This window comes from Limosilactobacillus caviae, from assembly GCF_014635905.1.
GTDB lineage: Bacteria > Bacillota > Bacilli > Lactobacillales > Lactobacillaceae > Limosilactobacillus > Limosilactobacillus caviae.
The window spans coordinates 611,281-632,352 of the sequence record NZ_BMDS01000001.1; the positions used below are offsets into that span (position 1 = coordinate 611,281).

Sequence of the window (21,072 nt, forward strand, 5' to 3'; positions counted from 1 at the left end):
ATGATATAATGAAAGTAAAATGCTTAACGATTAACAAATGACAAAAAAATCATTTGTTTAAAAAAACTTAAACCTTTTTTAGCTTTTTAAAGGAGGCGAAAGTGCGAATATATCAAGCTTTTATCGAATGATAACCTTGATTGCGACTTTCTGCATTAAAAATCGGCAAAAGAATGGTTGTGTTTTAAATTAAAACAAGTATTATAGTTATTTATTATATTTATTGCTGGCGATATAAAAAATACTAAGGGGGAATTTAGATGTTATCACGGAATAATCATCAGGAACAATTTAAGAAGTATGAACCTAAAAAGCAACGTTACACCATCAAGAAATTATCTGTTGGTGTAGCTTCTGTTCTTTTGGGGATTTCTTTTGCTAACGGTGTATCTGCTGATACAGTAGACACAGCTGATGATAATACTAGTGCTGATTCTGAACAAACGGATCATAATTTAGTTTTAAATTCGGCAAGTAATCAAACACTGCAACAAGCTACCGCTACTAATCAAGCTAGTGGATCTACTGCGACAGCACAAAATCCAGCTGGTGACATACAGACTCCAGTTGCAAATGAATATGAAGCTGCAATTAGCGCTACTATGGCAAGCCAAGCAGGTGCTGTAAGCGAGCAGTCGGCACTTCCACAATCAGCTGCTGAAGCCAATGCTGGTGCAGCACCAGAGAGTACAATTGCTAGTGCTAGTACACAAACTTTCAATACACAAAGTTTTGATACATCAACATTTAATAACGCCAACTTGGCTCAATTATTCGGTACTTCGTTACTTGCTACTAATTCAAACAATGATACTCCAGTAGATTTATCTACGTTTACACCAGATTTTAATATTAGTAATAACAGTGATTATGATACTTATTTTGGTGGCTACGTTCCAGCTGCTCAGATTGGTATTACGCAATGGCGTGATAAAAGTAATGGTAACATTTTAACTGCTGCTACTGATAAGGATAATCCTGGAGAAAATATTTATTTTTATGTAGGTAATAAATTAGCAGCTACTATTGGAAAAGATACATATACAAGACCATGGAATGGACCGCTAACAATTACTCAAACCAATGGTAATGTATATAAGGGTGGTACTTATACTTATTCGCGTGCAGTCAACGCCCACCTTTCTGGTACAGGTTATCGATATACTCGGATTAACTTATATGATAGAAATGGTAAAAGCCCTGTAGCAGTCCCAAGTACAGGTGCGTTTACTCTTGGTAGTGCTAACTTAACTGTTGTATATAGAAATGGAGATCCGGTTAATGATTCTCCAATTGCTCAGCAAAATTGGAATGGTGCTGGTGGAGAGATTCCGGGAAAGGTTCAGCAAACTATCTGGTATGTAAATGCTGATACTGGAGAAGTAATGGCACATAAGACTTCCGAAAAACTTATCTCCGGTCAAACTTATGATGTTACTGATGATGGACCTTTAAAAGTATCATATAACGGTAAGGTATATACTAAGGTAGATCGTGGTGAAAATGGCTACGATTCTTCGAAATTAAGTAAGACGCTTCTTAATAGTGTCTTAACTAATAATTCTGGCGTAGATATTACCGTAGGAGATGTATTAAATACTCCCCTTAAAGGAACTATTGGAAGCGGACGTAAAGGTAATATTAATATAAGTACTACGGATTATGGTCCAAGCAGATTGTACATAACTCAGCAACTTGATGATGGCGGAACCGTTACATTAAATACTTATGACATTCAACCTAATGACGCTGTACCTGGCGCAATGTCCGCTACGTTAGTTCAAGCTGGTAATATTACTACCCAAAGCTTGCCTTCAGTGTATACAGCAGGCACTGGAGATCCAAAATTAGATGCAGCAGCAGCTACTGCACAAGGTGATAGATCGGCATTCTTTAATGGACGTCGGCCGGGTAATCAAGATGTAGTATTTCTTTATAGAGCTATCAGCAATTCTCAAAAAGCTAACATCACTTTTGTAAATGATGATACTGGTGCAAGTTTGAGTACACAACAAGATGCTAGTGGGGATGCAGGGAGCAAAATTAGTTTCACTAATGCTGCATCTACTGTTACTAACTTGATTGGTCAAGGTTATGTTTACAACGGTACTACTGGTAATGGTGTAACTAATGGTTCAGCAAGTGGTAGTTTTACTAGTGTTGATTTCCCAGTTTATGATAACGATGACAACACTACTCAAGCATTCGTTGTTCACTTTAAGAACCCAGTTCAAACTACTACTTACCACCAAGGTGTTGAAGAATCTAAGACAATTCATCGTACAATTAATTACTACGACAAAGTGACTGGAGAAAAGATTCCTTCTGATTTAATTAGCCAAAATCCAGTTACTGATGAAGTGACTTTCACTCGTACTCAGGTCTTGGATCAAGATGGTAAAGTTGTAGGTTACGGTACTGTTGGCAGTGATGGTAAATCATTTAGAACTCAAGATTGGCATACTGCTGATGGTGAAACTAGCACTCAATTTAATGCTAAGCGTTCAACTGATCTTAGTGCTTACAACTACACCGCTCCAGAATTCCAAGATGGAACTAGCGCAAATATTGTGGCGGCTCATGAAGTAACACCAACTACTCAAGACCTTGTTTACAATGTTTACTATGGTCACCAAACGCAACAAGTTACAACTAACCAAGATGTAACGCGTCGTTTCCACTACATCTTTACTGATGGCACTACGCCAGAAAGTCACTTGACTCCACAAGCAGACCAAAAAGTTACCTTTACCGGAACTGCTACCAAGGACTTGGTAACTGGCAAGACTGGTGATACTGTTTGGACTCCTGCTAACGGTACTTTGACTCAAGTTGCTGGTCAACCAGTAGCTGGATACCACATTACTGGTAACGTAAATGCTAACGCTGATGGTAGTGCAAATGCAGTTAACGTAACTCCAACATCTGGTGATATTGATGTCACGATTGTTTACACTCCAGATGCTAAGACTCCAGATACCCCACAAAAAGCTAAGGTTACTATTTACGATAAGACTGAAAACAACAAGCAATTATCTGCTTTTGAGAACAATAATGGTACAAAGGATAGTGCAATTAGCTTTGATGGTGAACCACAAACCCTTCAAGCTTACTTGAATTCAGGTTACGTATTTGATAGTGCAACTGATGCCAATGGCAACTCAATTGGTACTGCATCAAATATTAACTTTGGTAACTTTGATAATATTGACGGTAATGTTCAAAACTTTAACATTTACTTGGTTCATGGAACTGATACTAAGACTGAAACTGCAACAACTAATGCTCACGTTCATTATGTTGTGGCAGGTAATGAAGCTAACAAGCCAGTTGCCCCAGCTGATAGTCCGGTTCAAACAATCAATTGGACTCGTACTAACACTACTGACAAGGTTACTGGTGCAACTACTGAAGGAACTTGGACTCCAGACAAGAGCAGCTTTACTAGTGTAACTTCACCAACTGTAACTGGTTACACTCCAGATCAAGCTGTCGCTAACTTTACTACTCCACAACCAAATCGTGATCAAGTAGTAACTGTTGTTTATAATCCAAATCCAGAAGTTGAACAAAAAGCTGACTTAGTTATTTACGATAAGACCGATAACAACAAGGAACTTAATAGTTTCAATAATAGTGGTAAGACTGGTACCCAAATTTCATTTAGTGGTTCCACAAATTACGTTGCTGATTTAATCTCTAAGGGATACAAGATCGATAGTTTTGTAAATGATCAAAACCAAACCTCTAACCCAACTTCATACAGTGAAATCAATTTCAGCAACTTTGATAACAACAGTGCTAGTGACCAACACTTTAAGTTGTACTTAGTTCACGATACTGAAAACGTAACGGACAAGAAGACTACTACTTCAACTGTTCACTATGTTGTTTCAGATGGCAAGACTAACCCACCATCCGATAGCACGCAAACAATTACTTGGACTCGGCCAGGAACTAAGGATAAGGTCACAGGGGTAACTACCCCAACTGGTAACTGGACTACTCCAGATAACTACACTGATGTACCAACACCAAACCTTGATGGATACACTCCAGACAAGACGAATGTTCCAGCACCAACTCCAGATCCAAACCAAAACCCAACAACTGTCGTTACTTACAATCCTAAGACTCCAGAAGCACCGACATACACTGGTACTACTGAGACTAAGACTGTAACGCGGACGATTAACTACTATGACCGGGTAACTGGTGAAAAGATTCCAACTAACTTGATTGCTGGTAATCCAACAACCCAAAACGTGACATTATCACGGACACACGTTGTATCATCAACTGGTCAAGATATGGGTTACGGTACTGTTAGTGCTGATAGTAAGACCTTTATTAAGGCTGCTACTGATGATGGTTGGAACACTGGTGACTGGGCTCAAGTAACTTCATCAGATCTTTCAAACGCAGGTTACACTGCTCCAGACTTAGCCCAAGCTGATCATGTAACTGTCAATAGCAACACCAAGGATGCAGTGGTTAACGTTTACTACGGTCACCAAACTGAAGTAATTACACCAAAGAAGCCACATAATCCTGGTGGCAACATTAACCCTAATGATCCACGGAATACTCCATCCGTTTACCCAGATGGTTTGACGAAGGAAGCTTTAACTACTGAAGTAACTCGTCATATTAACTATGTTGGTGTAAATGAAGATGGTACCACAACTCCAGTAAATGGGGCTCCAGATGGTAAGAGTACTTACACTCAAACGGTTTCCTTTGAACGTAATGCCGTGATTGATAAGGTAACTGGTCAAATCTTAGGCTACAGTACTGATGGCACTACTAATGTAACGACTACTGATAAGGATCGTGCTTGGACGCCAACAACCCAAAACATGGATTCTGTAGCTTCTAAGACTCCTAGTGAAGTAGGTTATGACAAGGTTGACATTTCAACTGTTGGGGGCGTAACTGTTTATCCAGGTCAAAAGGTTAACGATGTAACTGTAACTTACACTAAGAACAAGATACCTGAAGTTACGCAAAAGGCAACCCTTGAAATTATTGATAACAACGATGCTAACTCACCTAAGCAATTGGCTTCATTTAGTAACGAAGGTAAGAGTGAAGATCAAATTAACTTTGCTAACTCAAATGAGATCCTTCAAAGTTACTTGAGTCAAGGTTACAAGGTTCAAAAGACTGCTGGTAATCTTAGTGGAGATGCTCAAAGTGGTTACACTTACCCAACTTACGGTAACGATGCTCAAGACTTCAAGATCTACTTAGTTCACGATACTGAAGACAAGACTGAAACTGCTACAGCAACTGCTCAAGTTCACTATGTTATTGCGGATAATGGGGTACAAGCTCCTAAAGATAGTGATCTTCAAACTGTTACTTACACCCGCACCAATACCATTGATAAAGTAACTGGTGCTACTGTAAAGGAAGGTACTTGGCAAGCTGACAAGAATGCATTTACTGATGTAACATCCCCAGATCTTTCAAAGGATGGTTACACCCCAAGTCTTGAAAAAGTTCAGTTTAACGCTCCAGAACGTAATGTAAACCAACGTGTAACTGTTGTTTACAACCGTTCTGCTCAAGCTGCTGATTTACAAATTATTGATGATAATGATCCACAAAATCAACGAGTATTGGCAACTTACTCCGCTGGTGGCGAATCAGGTAAGCAAATTAGTTTTGACGGTTCAAACGCGCAACTACAAAACTACTTGAACAATGGTTACACATTTGAAAAATCTGAAGGTCAAGGTATGAGTGGGGATGCCCAAAATGGTTTCACTTACCCAAGTTTTGACAATGATTCTCAATCTAACCAAAGCTTCAAGATTTACTTGAAACACGCAACTGGGGACAAGACTGAAACTGCAACAACTACTGCTCATGTTCACTACATCATGGCAGATGGTACAAAGGCTCCAGATGATAGTGCAACGCAAACTATTAACTGGACGCGGACTAACACTGTTGACAAAGTAACGGGTGCAGTTGTAAATGAAGGTACTTGGTCTTCTGATAAGGGTGCCTTTACTGATGTTGATTCACCAGCAGTAACAGGTTACACTCCAGGTACTAAGACCGTAAAATTTGCTACTCCTGAACGTGGCGTTAACCAAGTTGTAAATGTTGTTTACACTAAGGATGCTCCAACTCCTGAACAACAAAATGCGTTAGTTGTTTACCAAGACGTAAATGACCCAGCTCATCCTGTTGATTTAGGACAAAGTGATCAATTAACTGGTCTAGCAGGGGATGCAATTAACTACAGTACTGCCGACAAGATTGCTGAATACGAAAAGCAAGGTTATGTATTGGTATCAAATGGCTTTGATGCAAATGGTACTAAACCAAGCTTTGACAATGTTAACGGCAATACTCAAACATTCTACGTAACGTTTAAGCATGGTATTCAACCTGTAACTCCAGATAAGCCGGGTACGCCAGATAAGCCAATCAACCCTGATAATCCAGATGGTCCTAAGTACCCATCGGGAACGGACAAAGCTTCAATTGATAAGACCATTACGCGGACTGTTCATTATGAAGGTGCAGATCAATACACACCAAATGATGTTCAACAACCAGTACACTTCACGGCAAAGGGTGTCCTTGATAAGGTAACTGGTGAATGGACTGCTCCATTAACTTGGTCAGCAGATCAAACATTCAATGGGGTAACCACTCCTAAGATTCCGGGTTACCATGTCGTAAGTGTTGATAAGGACACAAACGACAACCAAAACGTTGATAGTGCTAAGATTAGCCACACTGGTTCAGATTACACAGTAACAGTTAAGTATGCTAAGGATGCCGCACCAACACCAGATACCACAACTGGTAAGGTAACTTACATTGACGATACTACAGGAAGTACTTTGAAGACTGATTCGCTTAGCGGTAATGTTGATGCTAATATTGATTACACTACTCAAGATAAGATCAACAGTTACATCAACATGGGTTACAAGTTAGTATCTAAAGACTTCACTGACGGTAAAGAAGTCTTTAATAAGGATGCTTCTAAGAACACCTTTGAAGTTCACTTGGTACACGATACTGTTCTAGTAACTCCAGAAAATCCAGGTACTCCAGATCAACCAATCAACCCTAATGACCCACGTCCACAAAATGAACAACCTAAGTATCCAAATGGTACTAGCGAAACTGACCTTACTAAGGACATTACGCGGATTGTTCATTATGAAGGTGCCGGTGAATACACACCAAATGATGTTCAACAACCAGTACACTTCACGGCAAAGGGTGTCCTTGATAAGGTAACTGGTGAATGGATTACTCCATTAACTTGGTCAGCAGATCAAACATTTAATGGGGTAACCACTCCTAAGATTCCGGGTTACCACGTTGTAAGTGTTGATCGGGATGCAAATGGCAATGATGTAGCTTCAACTCCTATTAATCACACTGGTTCAGATTACACAGTAACGGTAACTTATGCTCCAGATGAAAAGCCACAAGCCGAAAATGCCGACTTACACATCATTGATCTTAGTGATAACCAAAAGGAACTTGCTAACTTCAAGACGTCCGGTGACGATAACACTGCAATTAACTTCAACGGTGCTCAAGTTACTATCGATAGCTTAATTAAAGCTGGCTACAAGGTTAATAGCATTGTTCAAGCAACTAGTGATCCAAATAACCCAACTAAATACGGTACTGATTATGCGAATGCCGCAGGTCAATGGACATTTGATGACAAGCCTGGTGTAGATCAATCATTCTACGTATATCTTGAACATGATTACGCTCCAATTAATCCAGAAAATGCTTATGGTCGAACTGATTTGACACAAACTGTTACTGAAACAGTCCATTATGTTGATGAAGATACTAATAAGCCTGTTGCCACAGACTACACCAATACTCTTACCTTCAAAGGCCAAGGTCGTGTTGACAAGGTAACTGGCAAGATGCTTAAGATTAAGAGCATTGAAAATGGTGTAATCACTTATGATTATGACATTGCTAACCAAATTGACATTAGTAGTGCTAAGTTAAGTGACTTTGCTTGGTCAAATCCAACAACCTTAGCTAAGGTTGTATCACCAACCATTGCAGGATACACAATTGATGCTGCTAAGACTACCCCAAGTGAATTGGCTGACGGTAATGATATTCAAGAAATCCAAAATGTTGCTTATGACCATGGTAATGTAGAAGCTACTGTTTACTACAAGGCAAACCCGGTTGAAACACATAAAGCTGGATTGGCAATTTACGCAGATGGTAAGCAAGTTGGTACAGCAAGTGATACTGGTGCTAAGGGTACTGCAATTAACTTCGGTAGTGCTTCTGATATTGTTTCTGCTTACATTAACAATGGTTATGTATTTGACCATGCCCAAGATGTAACTAACAATGTTGAAATGAGCGGTAAGTCATACAGCGAATTGAACTTTGGTAACTTTGTTACTGAAAATAATAGTAATCAACAATTTGCTATTTACTTGACTAAGCAAGCTCCAGTTGCAGAACAAGGTTCAATTAAGGTAACTGTTCACGATGTTAAGACTGGTCAAGATGTTCCTGGCTACGAAGCAAATAGTGGTACTGAAAATGTTGGTACTACATTTACTTACGACACTCAAGGCAACATTACTAAGTTAACTAATGAAGGTTACAAGGTGCTTAATCCAGATATTACAATTCCAACTCATATTTCTAAAGGTGATCAAAGTTTTGTAATTTACGTTGACCATACTGTAGTTCCTGTAACGCCAGATAAGCCAGGTAATGGTTTGAACCAAGATGATCTCCAAAAGACTGTAACTGAAACTGTTCATTATGTAGTTAACGGTGGAAATGCGCAAGCTCCAGCTGATAAAACAGCAACACTTCACTTTAACGGTACAGCATATTACGATTCAGTAACTAAGAAGTGGACTGACGCAAGTGGTAATGAACTTAAGGATCAAAGCCAAAACATTACTTGGACTGGTCAAGATGGTCACCAATTTGATACTGTGATTTCACCAGTAGTTCCTGGCTACCACGTAACTCAAGTTAGTGATAACTACAATGATGGTAATGGCAACGTTAAGGCTATTCCAGGAATTGATCAAAATAGTGCAAACGTAAACGTAACTGTAACTTATGATAAGGACGCTGAACCAGTTAAGGATCAAGGTTCAATTATTGTTACTATTCATGACGTAACTGATAATGTAGACTTACCTGAATATGGTAAGAACACTGGTACTCAAGATGTTGGTTCTAACTTCGAGTTTAACAAGACCACTACAATTAGCGATCTTGAAAGTAAAGGGTATAAGGTACTTAACCCAGATGTTACAATTCCAACTCAAGTTACTAAGGGTGATCACAGTTACACAATTTATGTACAGCATAATATTGTTCCTGTAACGCCAGATAAGCCAGGTAACGGTTTGAACCAAGATGATCTTCAAAAGACTGTAACTGAAACTGTTCATTATGTAGTTAATGGTGGAAATGCACAAGCTCCAGCTGATAAAACAGCAACACTTCACTTTAACGGTACAGCATACTACGACTCAGTAACTAAGAAGTGGACTGACGCGGATGGCAAGGAATTAAGTGATCAAACTCAAAACATTACTTGGACTGCTCAAGATGGTAATAAGTTCAGTACTGTTGTAACTCCATATCTTGATGGTTATATTGCCAGTGTTCAAGATGGTTATGATGACGGTAACAAGAACGTTAAGGAAATCACTGGAATTGATCAAAACAGTGCAAACGTAAACGTATCTGTAACCTATATTCCAGTAACTCCAGCTAAGACGCAACAAAATGCTCAATTGACTATTCGCGATGCAACTCCTGGTCAAGAACAAGACTTAGGTAGTTACACTCAACCTGGTCTTGAAGGCGATGCAATCAGCTTTGGCAATGCTCAAGAATTTGTTCAAAACTTATTGAACAAGGGTTACGTTTGGGATGGTGCTTCATACAACGGTACTAACCTAGATGCTACTAACTATGCTGGAATTAATTTTGGTAACTACGACAACACTGATGATAAGAATGGCATCAGTCAAAAGTGGGTAATCAACTTAGTCCATGGTGTAACTCCGGTAAACCCAGATCATCCAGATGACAAGGATGGTTACACTAAGGAATACCTTGATCGTACAATTACACGTGATGTAACTTATGTTGACGAACAAGGTAATGTAATGCCAGGCTTAACTCCTGAACACCAAGAAGCTAAGTTCCAAGGTTCTGGTTACTTAGATAATGTAACTGGTAAGTGGGTAACTGTTGAAAATGGTAAGATTACTGGTCTTGCTGATGGATTGACTTGGACTCCAGATACAGATGCCAACTTTGATGCAATTGCTGCGAAGACCGCTGATGGCTACCACGTAATTTCTGTGAGCGGCAACGGTATTTCAGGATTTACTGTCGATGCCAATGGTGCGGTTACTGCACAAACTGTAAATCGCAATACTGCAAGCTCAACGATTAAAGTTGTTTACGCTAAGACCCCAGAAGTTCCAGTAGCTGCTAATGGTTCAATTGTTTACATCGATGATACGACTGGTAACACGCTCGAAAGTGCAAGTTTCGGTGGTAGTGTTGGTCAAAAGATTGATTACACTACGGCTGACCGAATTGCTAATTACGAAGGTCGAGGTTACAAGCTAGTATCCAATAACTTCAAAGATGGTAATGAATCATTTACGAATGGTGAAAACAAGTTTGAAGTTCACTTAACTCACGATACGACTACTAAGGATGTTACTAAGACCGTAACGCGTGATGTAACATACGTTTACGAAGATGGTAGTCAAGCAGATACGCCAGTTAACCAAAGCTTTACTTTCAACGGTAAGACAGTAACTGACCGTGTAACTGGTGCTGAAAAGACAAGCTGGGATACTGATGATCATGACTTTGATGCCACTAAGTCAATTGATACTACTAATTACCAAATTGTTGGTATCAGTAAGACAAATACTACTGCTAACGTTGACCGTATTAATGGTGTGGTAGCAAGCGAAACAATTACACCAACTAGTCAAAACAGCTCAGTAGTAATTACGTTGGCTAAAAAGGTAACACCACCAACACCTGTAAAGCAGGGTACAATTGAAGTTATCTACCATGACACAACAGATAATGTTGATATTCCAGGTTATGGTCAACCTCAAACGAAGGAAGATCAAGGAACAGCCTTTAGCTACAATCCAAATGCTAAGGACTTGCCAGCTCTTGAAGACAATGGTTATGTCCTTGACGGTGAATTGCCAACTATTCCAACTGAATACACTGATGGCAATCAACGGGTAGTGATTAATGTTAAGCATGGTACTCGTCCAGTAACTCCAGAAAATCCTGCTAACCCAACTGATCCTGTTGATCCACAACATCCACAAACGCCAACTCCAAGTAATCCAAACTTATCTAAGACTGATCTTGAAAAGACGATTACACGGACTGTTCAGTACCAATACACTGACGGAACAAAGGCGCATGCTGATGTTGTTCAAACCGTAAACTTTACTGGTGAAGGAACAATTGACTTGGTAACTGGTAACCTTGTCACAGTTGATAAGGATGGTAACATTCTTAACCAACGTGGTAAGATCACTTGGAACCATGACTCACAAGACTTTGCTAATGTAGCTGCAATTGATCATGATGGTTACTATGTATCAAACATCACTGAAAATGGAACTACTGCTAAGGTGGATGGTACGGCAGTTGCTGGTGAAACAGTAACTCCAACTAGTCAGAATAGTACGATTGTTATTACTTTGACTAAGACCCCAGACGTTCCAGTACCCGCTAATGGTTCAATTACTTACATCGATGACACAACTGGTAACGTTCTAGCCTCAGCAACATTTGGTGGTAATGTTGGTCAAAAGATTAACTACACTACGGCTGATAAGATTGCTAATTACGTAAGTCAAGGTTACAACTTAGTATCAAACAACTTTGATGATGGTAACGAAACCTTCGCAAAGGATGGCAACGTCTTTGAAGTTCACTTTGTTCACGCAACTACGCCAATTACTCCTGAAAAACCAGGACAGCCTGGCCAAGAAGTTCCAAATTCAAATGATCCAGAACATCCACATAAGATTCCGGCTAACTTTGTTCCACAAACGTTGACTAACACCGTAACACGTGATGTAACATACGTTTACGAAGATGGTAGTCAAGCAGAGACACCGGTTCATCAAACATTTACCTTTACTGGTAATGGTGTGGTCGACCTTGTAACTGGTCAATTAGTAACAGTTGAAAACGGTAAGATTACTGGTGCAGGTCATGTTACTTGGAACGCTGAAAACCATGACTTTGACGCAACTAAAGCTATTGATACAACCCAATACAACATTGTTAAAGTGAGTGAAAACAACACCATTGCTAATGTTGATATGAATAATGGGGTTGTAGCTGGTGAAACAATTACGCCAACTAGTCAAAACAGTTCAGTAGTAATTACGTTAGCCAAGAAACCAGTAACGCCTACTCCAGTTCAAAAGGGTACCGTAATTGTTAACTATGTTGATAAGACAACGGGCAAGACCCTTGAAACGGCAACTTCAACTGGTAATGAAGGTTCAAATGTAGATTACAGCACGAAGGATACGATCACTAAATACACTAACCAAGGTTATAAACTTGAACATGATGGTTATCCAACAGGTACGGTAACTTACACGAATGGTACAGTTACTTACGAAGTTAACCTTGTTCACGATACTGTTCCAGTAAATCCAGATCAACCAGGTCCAAAGACACCTAATACACCAATTAATCCAGATAACCCAGATGGTCCTAAGTATCCAGATGGTACACAACCAGAACAATTAACTAAGACCATTACACGGACGATTAATTATATTGGTGACGGCCTCAATATTCCATCAGTTGAAAAGAGTCTTACTTTTGTAGCTAATGGAGTACTTGATAAGGTTACTGGTCAATGGGTAACTGTTGATAAGGACGGCAAGATTACTGGCAATGCTAATGGTATGACTTGGACAGTTAAGGATGGGGATGCTGATGAAGCTTCCTTTGATGAAGTAGCAGGGCCTCAGACTGATGGTTACCACATTACTAACATCGCTGCTTCAAATGAAGACTTAAGTGACATTAACAGTAGCACAGGTACGGTTGCTGGTAAGACAATTAACCATACTAATGGCAATATTGCAATTACCATTAACTACGCTAAGAACCCAGTAACACCAACACCAACTCCAGCTGACCAAACAGTTGTTGGTAAGCAAATTGTTCACTATGTCGATGGTGACAACAGTAATGCTAAGTTATTAGATGATAATACTAATGACATGTTTGTATTTACGAAGTCTGGTAAGACCGGTACTTGGAATGCTGATAGTTATAAGTATGCTAATGCTAATGCCCCAGTAATTGACGGTTACGTTGCGGAACAAAAGACTTATGAAGGTCAAACTGCAACTCCAGGTGATGCTGATAAAGAGATTACCATTGTTTACCACAAGATCGGTAAGATTATCCCAGTCGATCCAACTGGTAACCCAATTCCAAATGCACCAACACCTGGATACCACAATGACCCAACTGATCCAACGAAAGTAACGCCAAATGAACCTACGCCAGACGTTCCAGGCTGGACAACTAATGTGCCAAACGTAACTCCAGATACACCAACTGGCGATACCAAGGTACCTTACACTAAGCCAACACCAACACAAGACAAGGGTTCAATCACGATTACCGTTCATGATGTAACTGACAACACTGACTTGCCTGAATATGGTAAGACAAGCGGTAATCAAAATGTCGGCACCAGTTTCAGTTATGATAAGACTGGTACGTTTACTTCACTTACTAATAAGGGCTACAAGGTTGTTAACCCAGATGTAACGATCCCAACTGGTATTACGAAGGGTGATCAGAACATTGTAATCTACGTTGAACACACAACAACACCGATTACTCCTGAAAATCCTGGTAAGCCGGGTCAGCCAATTAACCCTAATGATCCAACTGGTCCTCAATATCCAAATGGATCAGATCAGGTAACGAAGAACGTAACGCGGACAATTACCTATGTTGATAACAACGGTAATAAGCTCCACGACCCAGTTGAACAAACTGCTCACTTTACTGGTACCGGGGTCATCGATAATGTCACTGGTAAGTGGGTAACACCAATTACCTGGACTGGAAACGGTGACTTGAATGGTCAAAACACGTCGGTAGTTGACGGCTACCATGTAACAAATGTTAGTCGTGACGGTAACGGCAATAACGTTGCTAAGGTTACAGTAAACCATGGTGACAGTGATTACACGGTTGTTGTAACTTACACGCCAAATGGTAAGATTGTGCCAGTTGATCCAACCGGTAACCCAATTCCGGACGTACCAACTCCACAATATCCAACTGATCCTAGCGATCCTGCTAAGGTAACGCCAAACGAACCGGTACCAACTATTCCTGGTTACAATCCAGAAGTTCCGTCTGTAACACCTACTAACCCTGGCGAAGATACACCGGTAGTTTACACTCCAGTAACTCCAGCTACGGTTCAAGGTAAGGTAACTTACATTGATGACACTACTGGTAAGACAATTACGACTGATAACTTCAGTGGTAAAGTCGGCGATAAGATTACCTACACGACTACTGATAAGATCAGTGACCTTGAAGGCAAAGGATACGAATTAGTATCTAACAACTTTAAGGATGGTAGTGAAACATTTACTGACGGTGAAAATAGTTTCGTTGTTCATTTGAAACATGCTGAAACAATCTTTACTCCTCAAAACCCTCATGGTGGCGATGATGAAAGTGGTAAGTATGCTACCCAAAAGAAGACGACCTTTACTGTTCATTATGTTGGCGCTGGTGAAAAGAACCCAGCAGACCACGTTGAAACAGTTCAATGGCACCGTCACGTATCAGTTGATGGTGTAACTGGTGAAGTAATTAGCTCAACTCCATGGACTACAGATGATAGCTACAGCAATGTTAATACTCCGGTTGTTGACGGCTACCATGCTGATAAAGCTGTGGCTAATGCTCCACAAGCTGATCCAGACAAGGATAGTGTTGAGACGATTACTTACGCACCAAATGGTCATATTATTCCAGTTGATCAAACTGGTACGCCAATTCCAGGTGCAGATCATCCTGTTTACCCAACTGACCCTAATGATCCAACGAAGGTAACACCAAACGAACCGGTACCAACTGTTCCTGGCTACACTCCAGAGCAAGAAACAGTAACACCAGTTGATCCTGGTACGAATACGCCAGTTATTTACGATCGTGGAACTACGCCGGTTACTCCAGAACAACCAGAAACTCCAGGTAACCCTGGTGGTGATGATAACGAGACACCTAATAAGGTAACGCCAAATACCCCAGCAAATCCTGGTGATAATGGTAATGAAGAAGGCAAGAAGGTTACTCCACAGACCCCACAAAGTCCTGCAACGCCAGCTGAAAATACTCCAGCAGCTTCTGCAGAACCGCAAGCACCTGTTGCTAAGCAAGCTGCTGCCCAAAAGCCAGCTGTTAAGTCAGATGCTAAGACATTGCCACAAACAGGTAATGATGAAAATAATAGCGCAGCAGTCCTTGGTCTTGCTGCCCTTGGATTAACCGGACTTGTCGGCTTAGGAAAGAAGCGTCGTAAAGAAGATTAATAATTTTATGTTCGGACAATTAAACAATGCAACAAGTTGAGTTAATTGCTATGACTTAACATGGATATAAGTGGATTAACGAAAATTCATTGCAAGCAGCTTGTTGCATTAATCAAGAAAGCTCTACAGGAAATCTGTAGGGCTTTTTTGATTGTTCCAATATTTATCGTTTGATAATATTGGAACACTTTTAATTGTATATTATAGAAATGATGATTTTAATGCTTAATTCTCAGTGATTGAGTTCAATAGATAGATTATTGGTACTTTAATATAAAAATATGGATTATTTTATAAATTAATAGAATAAGGGCGGGATAATAAGAGAATTTCCGTTTACTGAAAAATATTAATTGCTATTAATTGCCGTTTTATATAGGTTTAAGAGGGAACGGTAAAATAAAAAGTCCGTTAACTGAAATACAAAAATATAACTAACTATAAATGAAAATATTTTCATGCGTCTTAGCTTTTTGGAGAAAATTAGCAAAAAATTATTCCTTTACAAACGTTGACTTATCAGCTTTTAATAGAGATTAAATATCAACTGATAACAAAACTTGCTAAAAGTGCTATTTACATTTAACGCAAAACCTTTATCATTAATAATGATGATAAGTTATGGGAGCTATTTAATGGAATGTAATATATACTTATCTATTGATTAAGGGGGATAAATAAAATGCTATCTCACAGGAATTTACAAGAACAAATTAAGAAAAATGAACCAAATAAGCAACGGTTCACAATCAAGAAACTAAGTGTAGGAGTTGCCTCAGTTTTATTAGGGGTAACTTTCGCTGGAACTGCATCTGCCGACACCACGGATGCAAACTCAGCATCTAATTCTGGTAGTGCCGGAGCAGAACAAACAGACCATAATTTAGTGGTTGCTTCTGCAAGCACTGCTACAATGAAACAAGCAACCGCGGCTAATGCATCAACTGCCCCTGCTGCTGTTGTCAACCCGGCTGGAAATGTTAAAACACCAGTCGCTAATGACTATGAAGCAACCGTTAAAAGTGCCGCCTCTGCTGCAATTAATGATGCTTCTTCTAATGCCGGTGCAGCTACTAGCCAGCAAACACCTGCTGCATCATCTGCTACACCAAGCGCATCGCAAAATAGTGCTGCTTCAAATGTTGCACAAACCCCTAAGACAGAAACATTTATCCCTACTACAACGCCTGCCGCTTCAAATGCAATTAGTGTTCAAGGGTTAGAGGCTTCTAAACTACAGGCACCTGCAACCACAAATGAAAATGTTAACCAAGTTTATAAGGTTAATGTAAAGGCAGTGGACGTTACGACAGGTAAGGCTCCGGTAACATACTCAACCGTATTTAATTACAACTTTAGACATAATGGTACATTTATTGATGAAGGTAAAACCGGGACAAGCCTTTATTCATTTGGGATGGCGCCAACGGGTTATAAATTACTAAATCCTGAGGTCCTTGATGAAAACTTCACCATGGCTGGCAATATGGCTAAAATTAAGGATAAGGATGTTAACTTAACCTTAGAATATGCACCAATCTCACCAATTCTTGTTCGTTACGTTGATGAAGATACTGGTGAAGTACTCTCAACATCATCTGTTGGTGGAAATGCTTCATCAACTGATAGTTATGCTTATCTTCATGGTGATAAGACAAGTATTTCAGCTTCAAAGTTCCTTTTGCGGGCCATTGATATTCCTGGTTATCAATTAGACGATCAGGCAACTTTTGTCGATACTTTTAATAATATCCAATCAAAAGGAAACTATAATTACCAAGTTCATACCTTTAAGTACAAGAAGATTATGGACAACCCTAACCCGAAAGGCAGTCAAAATGGTTCAGGTGCTCAATATGGTGAATACTTTGGACCTGAATGGAGCACGATTGATCCAGCCGACATGTTTACTGTTTCCGGTGTGCAAGGGTTAACTTATGAACATGATAATGGTGACATTGAAGCCAAAATGAATCACGTTATCGCCAAGTATAATAATCAGGGTTATACCTACATGGGTACCTTTAACTACCACAAAAACACTGATTACTATAACTGGAATGAAGCCCAAACAGCAATTAACCTGATTCCTAACAAGCCGGTCACTGTTAAGTTTGTGGACGAACAAGGTAATCAGTTAGCAGATAGCGAAACAATTGCGTTTAATGTTAATAATCCAGATCAAACTAATAATGGAATTAACGAAGCTAAAAACTGGTATTCTGCTGGTGAATGGCATGCTACACCGAAGACCTTTGATGGTTACACTTTACGGACGACTTATGGTGCCGACCATGGTCAATTTACGCCATACAATTATGTTGTAACCTTTGAATATGCCAAGGACGCTACTGGTCAAGTTAAGTACATTGATGATGTGACAGGTAAGCAATTAAAGGCTGACGATTTGAAGGGTTACGTTGGTGATGAAATTGATTATTCTACTAAAGATTCAATCACCGATTACGAAAGTCAAGGCTATACATTAGTACATGATGGTTTTGTGCCTGGCACTAAGTATGCAGACGGTTCAAATGTCTTTGAAGTTCACTTTAATCACGGTCAATTACCAGTAAACCCTGATCATCCAAATAAGAATGTTGACCCATCTGTTTATGCTAAAGACGTTAAGGAAACCGTTCATTATGTTGGTGCCGATACCAAGACTCCTGCTGATAATGTTCAAACTTCAAAATGGAGTCGGACAGTTACACTCGATGCCGTAACCCATGAACTGGTTAAAGATGGTAAATACGATACTGACTGGACAATTGTTCCTGGTCAAAAGACTGAGTATGATCAAGTAGCAACACCAGTTATTGAAGGTTTCCATGCTGACAAGGCAAATGTACCAGCAACGGCAGTAACGCAAGATGATATTGAAACAACAGTTACTTATGCTCCAAATGGTAAGATTGTGCCAGTTGACCCAACAGGTAAGCCAATTCCTAATGCACCAACTCCGCAATACCCAACGGAACCGACTGATCCTACGTCTGTAAAGCCAAATGAACCGGTTCCTGATATTCCGGGATGGGTTCCAAGCCAGCCAACAGTAACGCCAACTGATCCAGGTAAGGATACCCCAGTTGTTTACAACCAAATTCAAAAAGCGGACTTAACGATTGTCGATCAGGACAATGATGGTAAGCAAATCGTTGTTAAGGGTGTTACGACTAAATTCAATGCTGATGGAATTGAAAATACGAAGATTGCCTTTAACGGTTATGCCGATTCAATCAACACTCTTGAAGGGCTTGGTTATGAATATGTCAGTTCTGATTTTGATGTAAATCAGACGTTTGATAATGATGGCGCTAATGACCAACACTTTAAGATCGTTATGAAGCATGGGACTGCTCCAGTAAACCCAGACCACCCAGGTGCAGGTTACAATAAGACCGATCTGCAAAAAGATGTTACGCGGACGATTAACTATGTAAATGCCAAGACCGGTGAACAGGTTGCTGTTCCAGTTAACCAAACAGCTCGTTTCACAGCTAATGGAACTGTTGATAAAGTAACCGGCAAGTTAGTAACTGTTGAAAACGGTAAGATTACTGGTCCAGGGGAATTAACTTGGACTCCCGCTCAAGACGTGAAGGGTGTTCAATCACCAGTCGTTGATGGAATGCATGTTGTATCTGTCAGTCGTGATGCTGACCGCGATAATGTTGCAGGTGTGGTATTGAGCCATGAAGATGAAAATTATACTGTTACTGTTAGCTACGAAGAAAACGGTACAGTTGAAAAGAATGGTCAAAAACTTCCAGCATCACAAACAATTAAGTTTGTTGATGAAAGTGGCAACACGCTTCGTGAAAACAATGTTCAAACGAGCGAATTTGTTCGGACTCCAGATGTTGTTGATGCTGTCACTGGTAAGACAATTACTGAAGGATCATGGAAGGAAACTAGTCACAAGTTTGGCGTAATTGACGTTCCAGTAATTGAGGGTTACGTTGCTACAGTTAAGACTGCTGGTGGATTAACAGCAACTACTGATAATCCAAACGTTGTAACAGAAGTTGTTTACAAGAAGGTTGGTAAGATTATCCCTGTTGATCCAACAGGAAAGCCAATTCCAAATGTACCAACTCCGGAATACCCTAACGATCCAACAGACCCAACGAAGGTAACACCAAATGAGCCAGTTCCTGATGTTCCAGGATGGGTTCCAAGCCAACCAACAGTAACACCAACTGATCCAGGTAAGGATACCCCAGTTGTTTACAATCAAATTCAAAAAGCGGACTTAACAATTGTTGATCAAGACAATGGAAACCAACAGGTTGTTGTTAATGGTATAACAACGAAGTTCAACGCAAAAGATGGTATCAGCGGAGAACAAATTACCTTTAATGGTATTAACGATGCTGTAACCGCACTTGAAAATCTCGGATATGTATACGTAAATTCTGACTTTAAGAGCGGCATGGAATTTGATAATGATGGGGCTACTGACCAGCACTTTACCATTTCGATGAAGCATGGCCAACAACCAGTTAACCCTAATGAACCAGGTAAGCCAGGTCAACCAATCAACCCTAACGATCCGGAAGGTCCTAAGTACCCACAAGGTTCCGACCAAGTAACAAAGAATGTTACCCGGACTGTTCAATACGTTGATGAAAATGGCAACAAGATCAGTGATCCAGTTGAACAAACTGTTAACTTCACTGCTGAAGGTGTCCTTGACAAGGTAACTGGTCAATGGGTAACACCATTGACTTGGAGCGGCAGTCAATCTGTTGCTGGCGTTAAGACACCAGTTGTTGAAGGCTACCACGTAGTTAACGTTGATCGTGACGGCGATGGCGTCAATGTTAAGAGCGTAACGCTTACTCACGAAAATGATAATTACACGGTTACTGTTCAGTACGCTAAGAATGGTAAGATCGTGCCAGTTGACCCAACGGGCAAGCCAATTCCAAACGTACCAACACCACAGTACCCAACTGATCCAGAGAACCCAGCTAAGGTAACGCCAGATGAACCAGTACCATCAATTCCAGGCTTCGTTCCAGAGGTACCAACGGTAACTCCTACTGATCCTGGTAAGGATACACCGGTTCACTACACTCCAGTTGTTAACGACCAAAACGCTGTTGTTAACTACGTTGATCAAGATAACAACAACGCGCAAATCGCAACTTCTGGTAACTTAACTGGTAAACCAGGCAGCCTAATCGACTACAGTACTGCGGCAACGATTAAGCAGCTTGAAGACCAAGGCTACGTTCTTGTAAGTAACGGCTTCCCAGCCGGCGCAGTCTTTGACAATGATGACAATACTACGCAAACTTACACGGTTGTCTTGAAGCACGGTACAACTACCTTCAAGCCAAATAAGCCTGGTACACCGGGTGAACCAATCAACCCTAACTACCCAGAGGGACCAAAGGTTACAAATGAG

At 40.2% G+C, this 21,072-nt stretch carries 2 protein-coding genes; both read left to right on the plus strand.

Annotation, left to right across the window (positions count from 1 at the left end):
* The first annotated feature begins 260 nt into the window (after nucleotides 1-260).
* A complete protein-coding gene (locus tag IEU90_RS02645; RefSeq protein WP_188357674.1) occupies nucleotides 261-15,656 on the plus strand; it encodes a mucin-binding protein in 15,396 nt (5,131 codons plus the stop codon).
* A 682-nt stretch (nucleotides 15,657-16,338) separates the two neighbouring features.
* Nucleotides 16,339-21,072, plus strand: a 4,734-nt coding sequence (locus IEU90_RS02650; protein WP_188357675.1) for a mucin-binding protein, incomplete at its 3' end; no start/stop codon positions are given.

Excerpts from the sequence above, each read along its gene's own strand:
- IEU90_RS02645 (WP_188357674.1), top strand. The coding sequence starts at position 261 with ATGTTATCACGGAATAATCATCAGGAACAATTTAAGAAGTATGAACCT.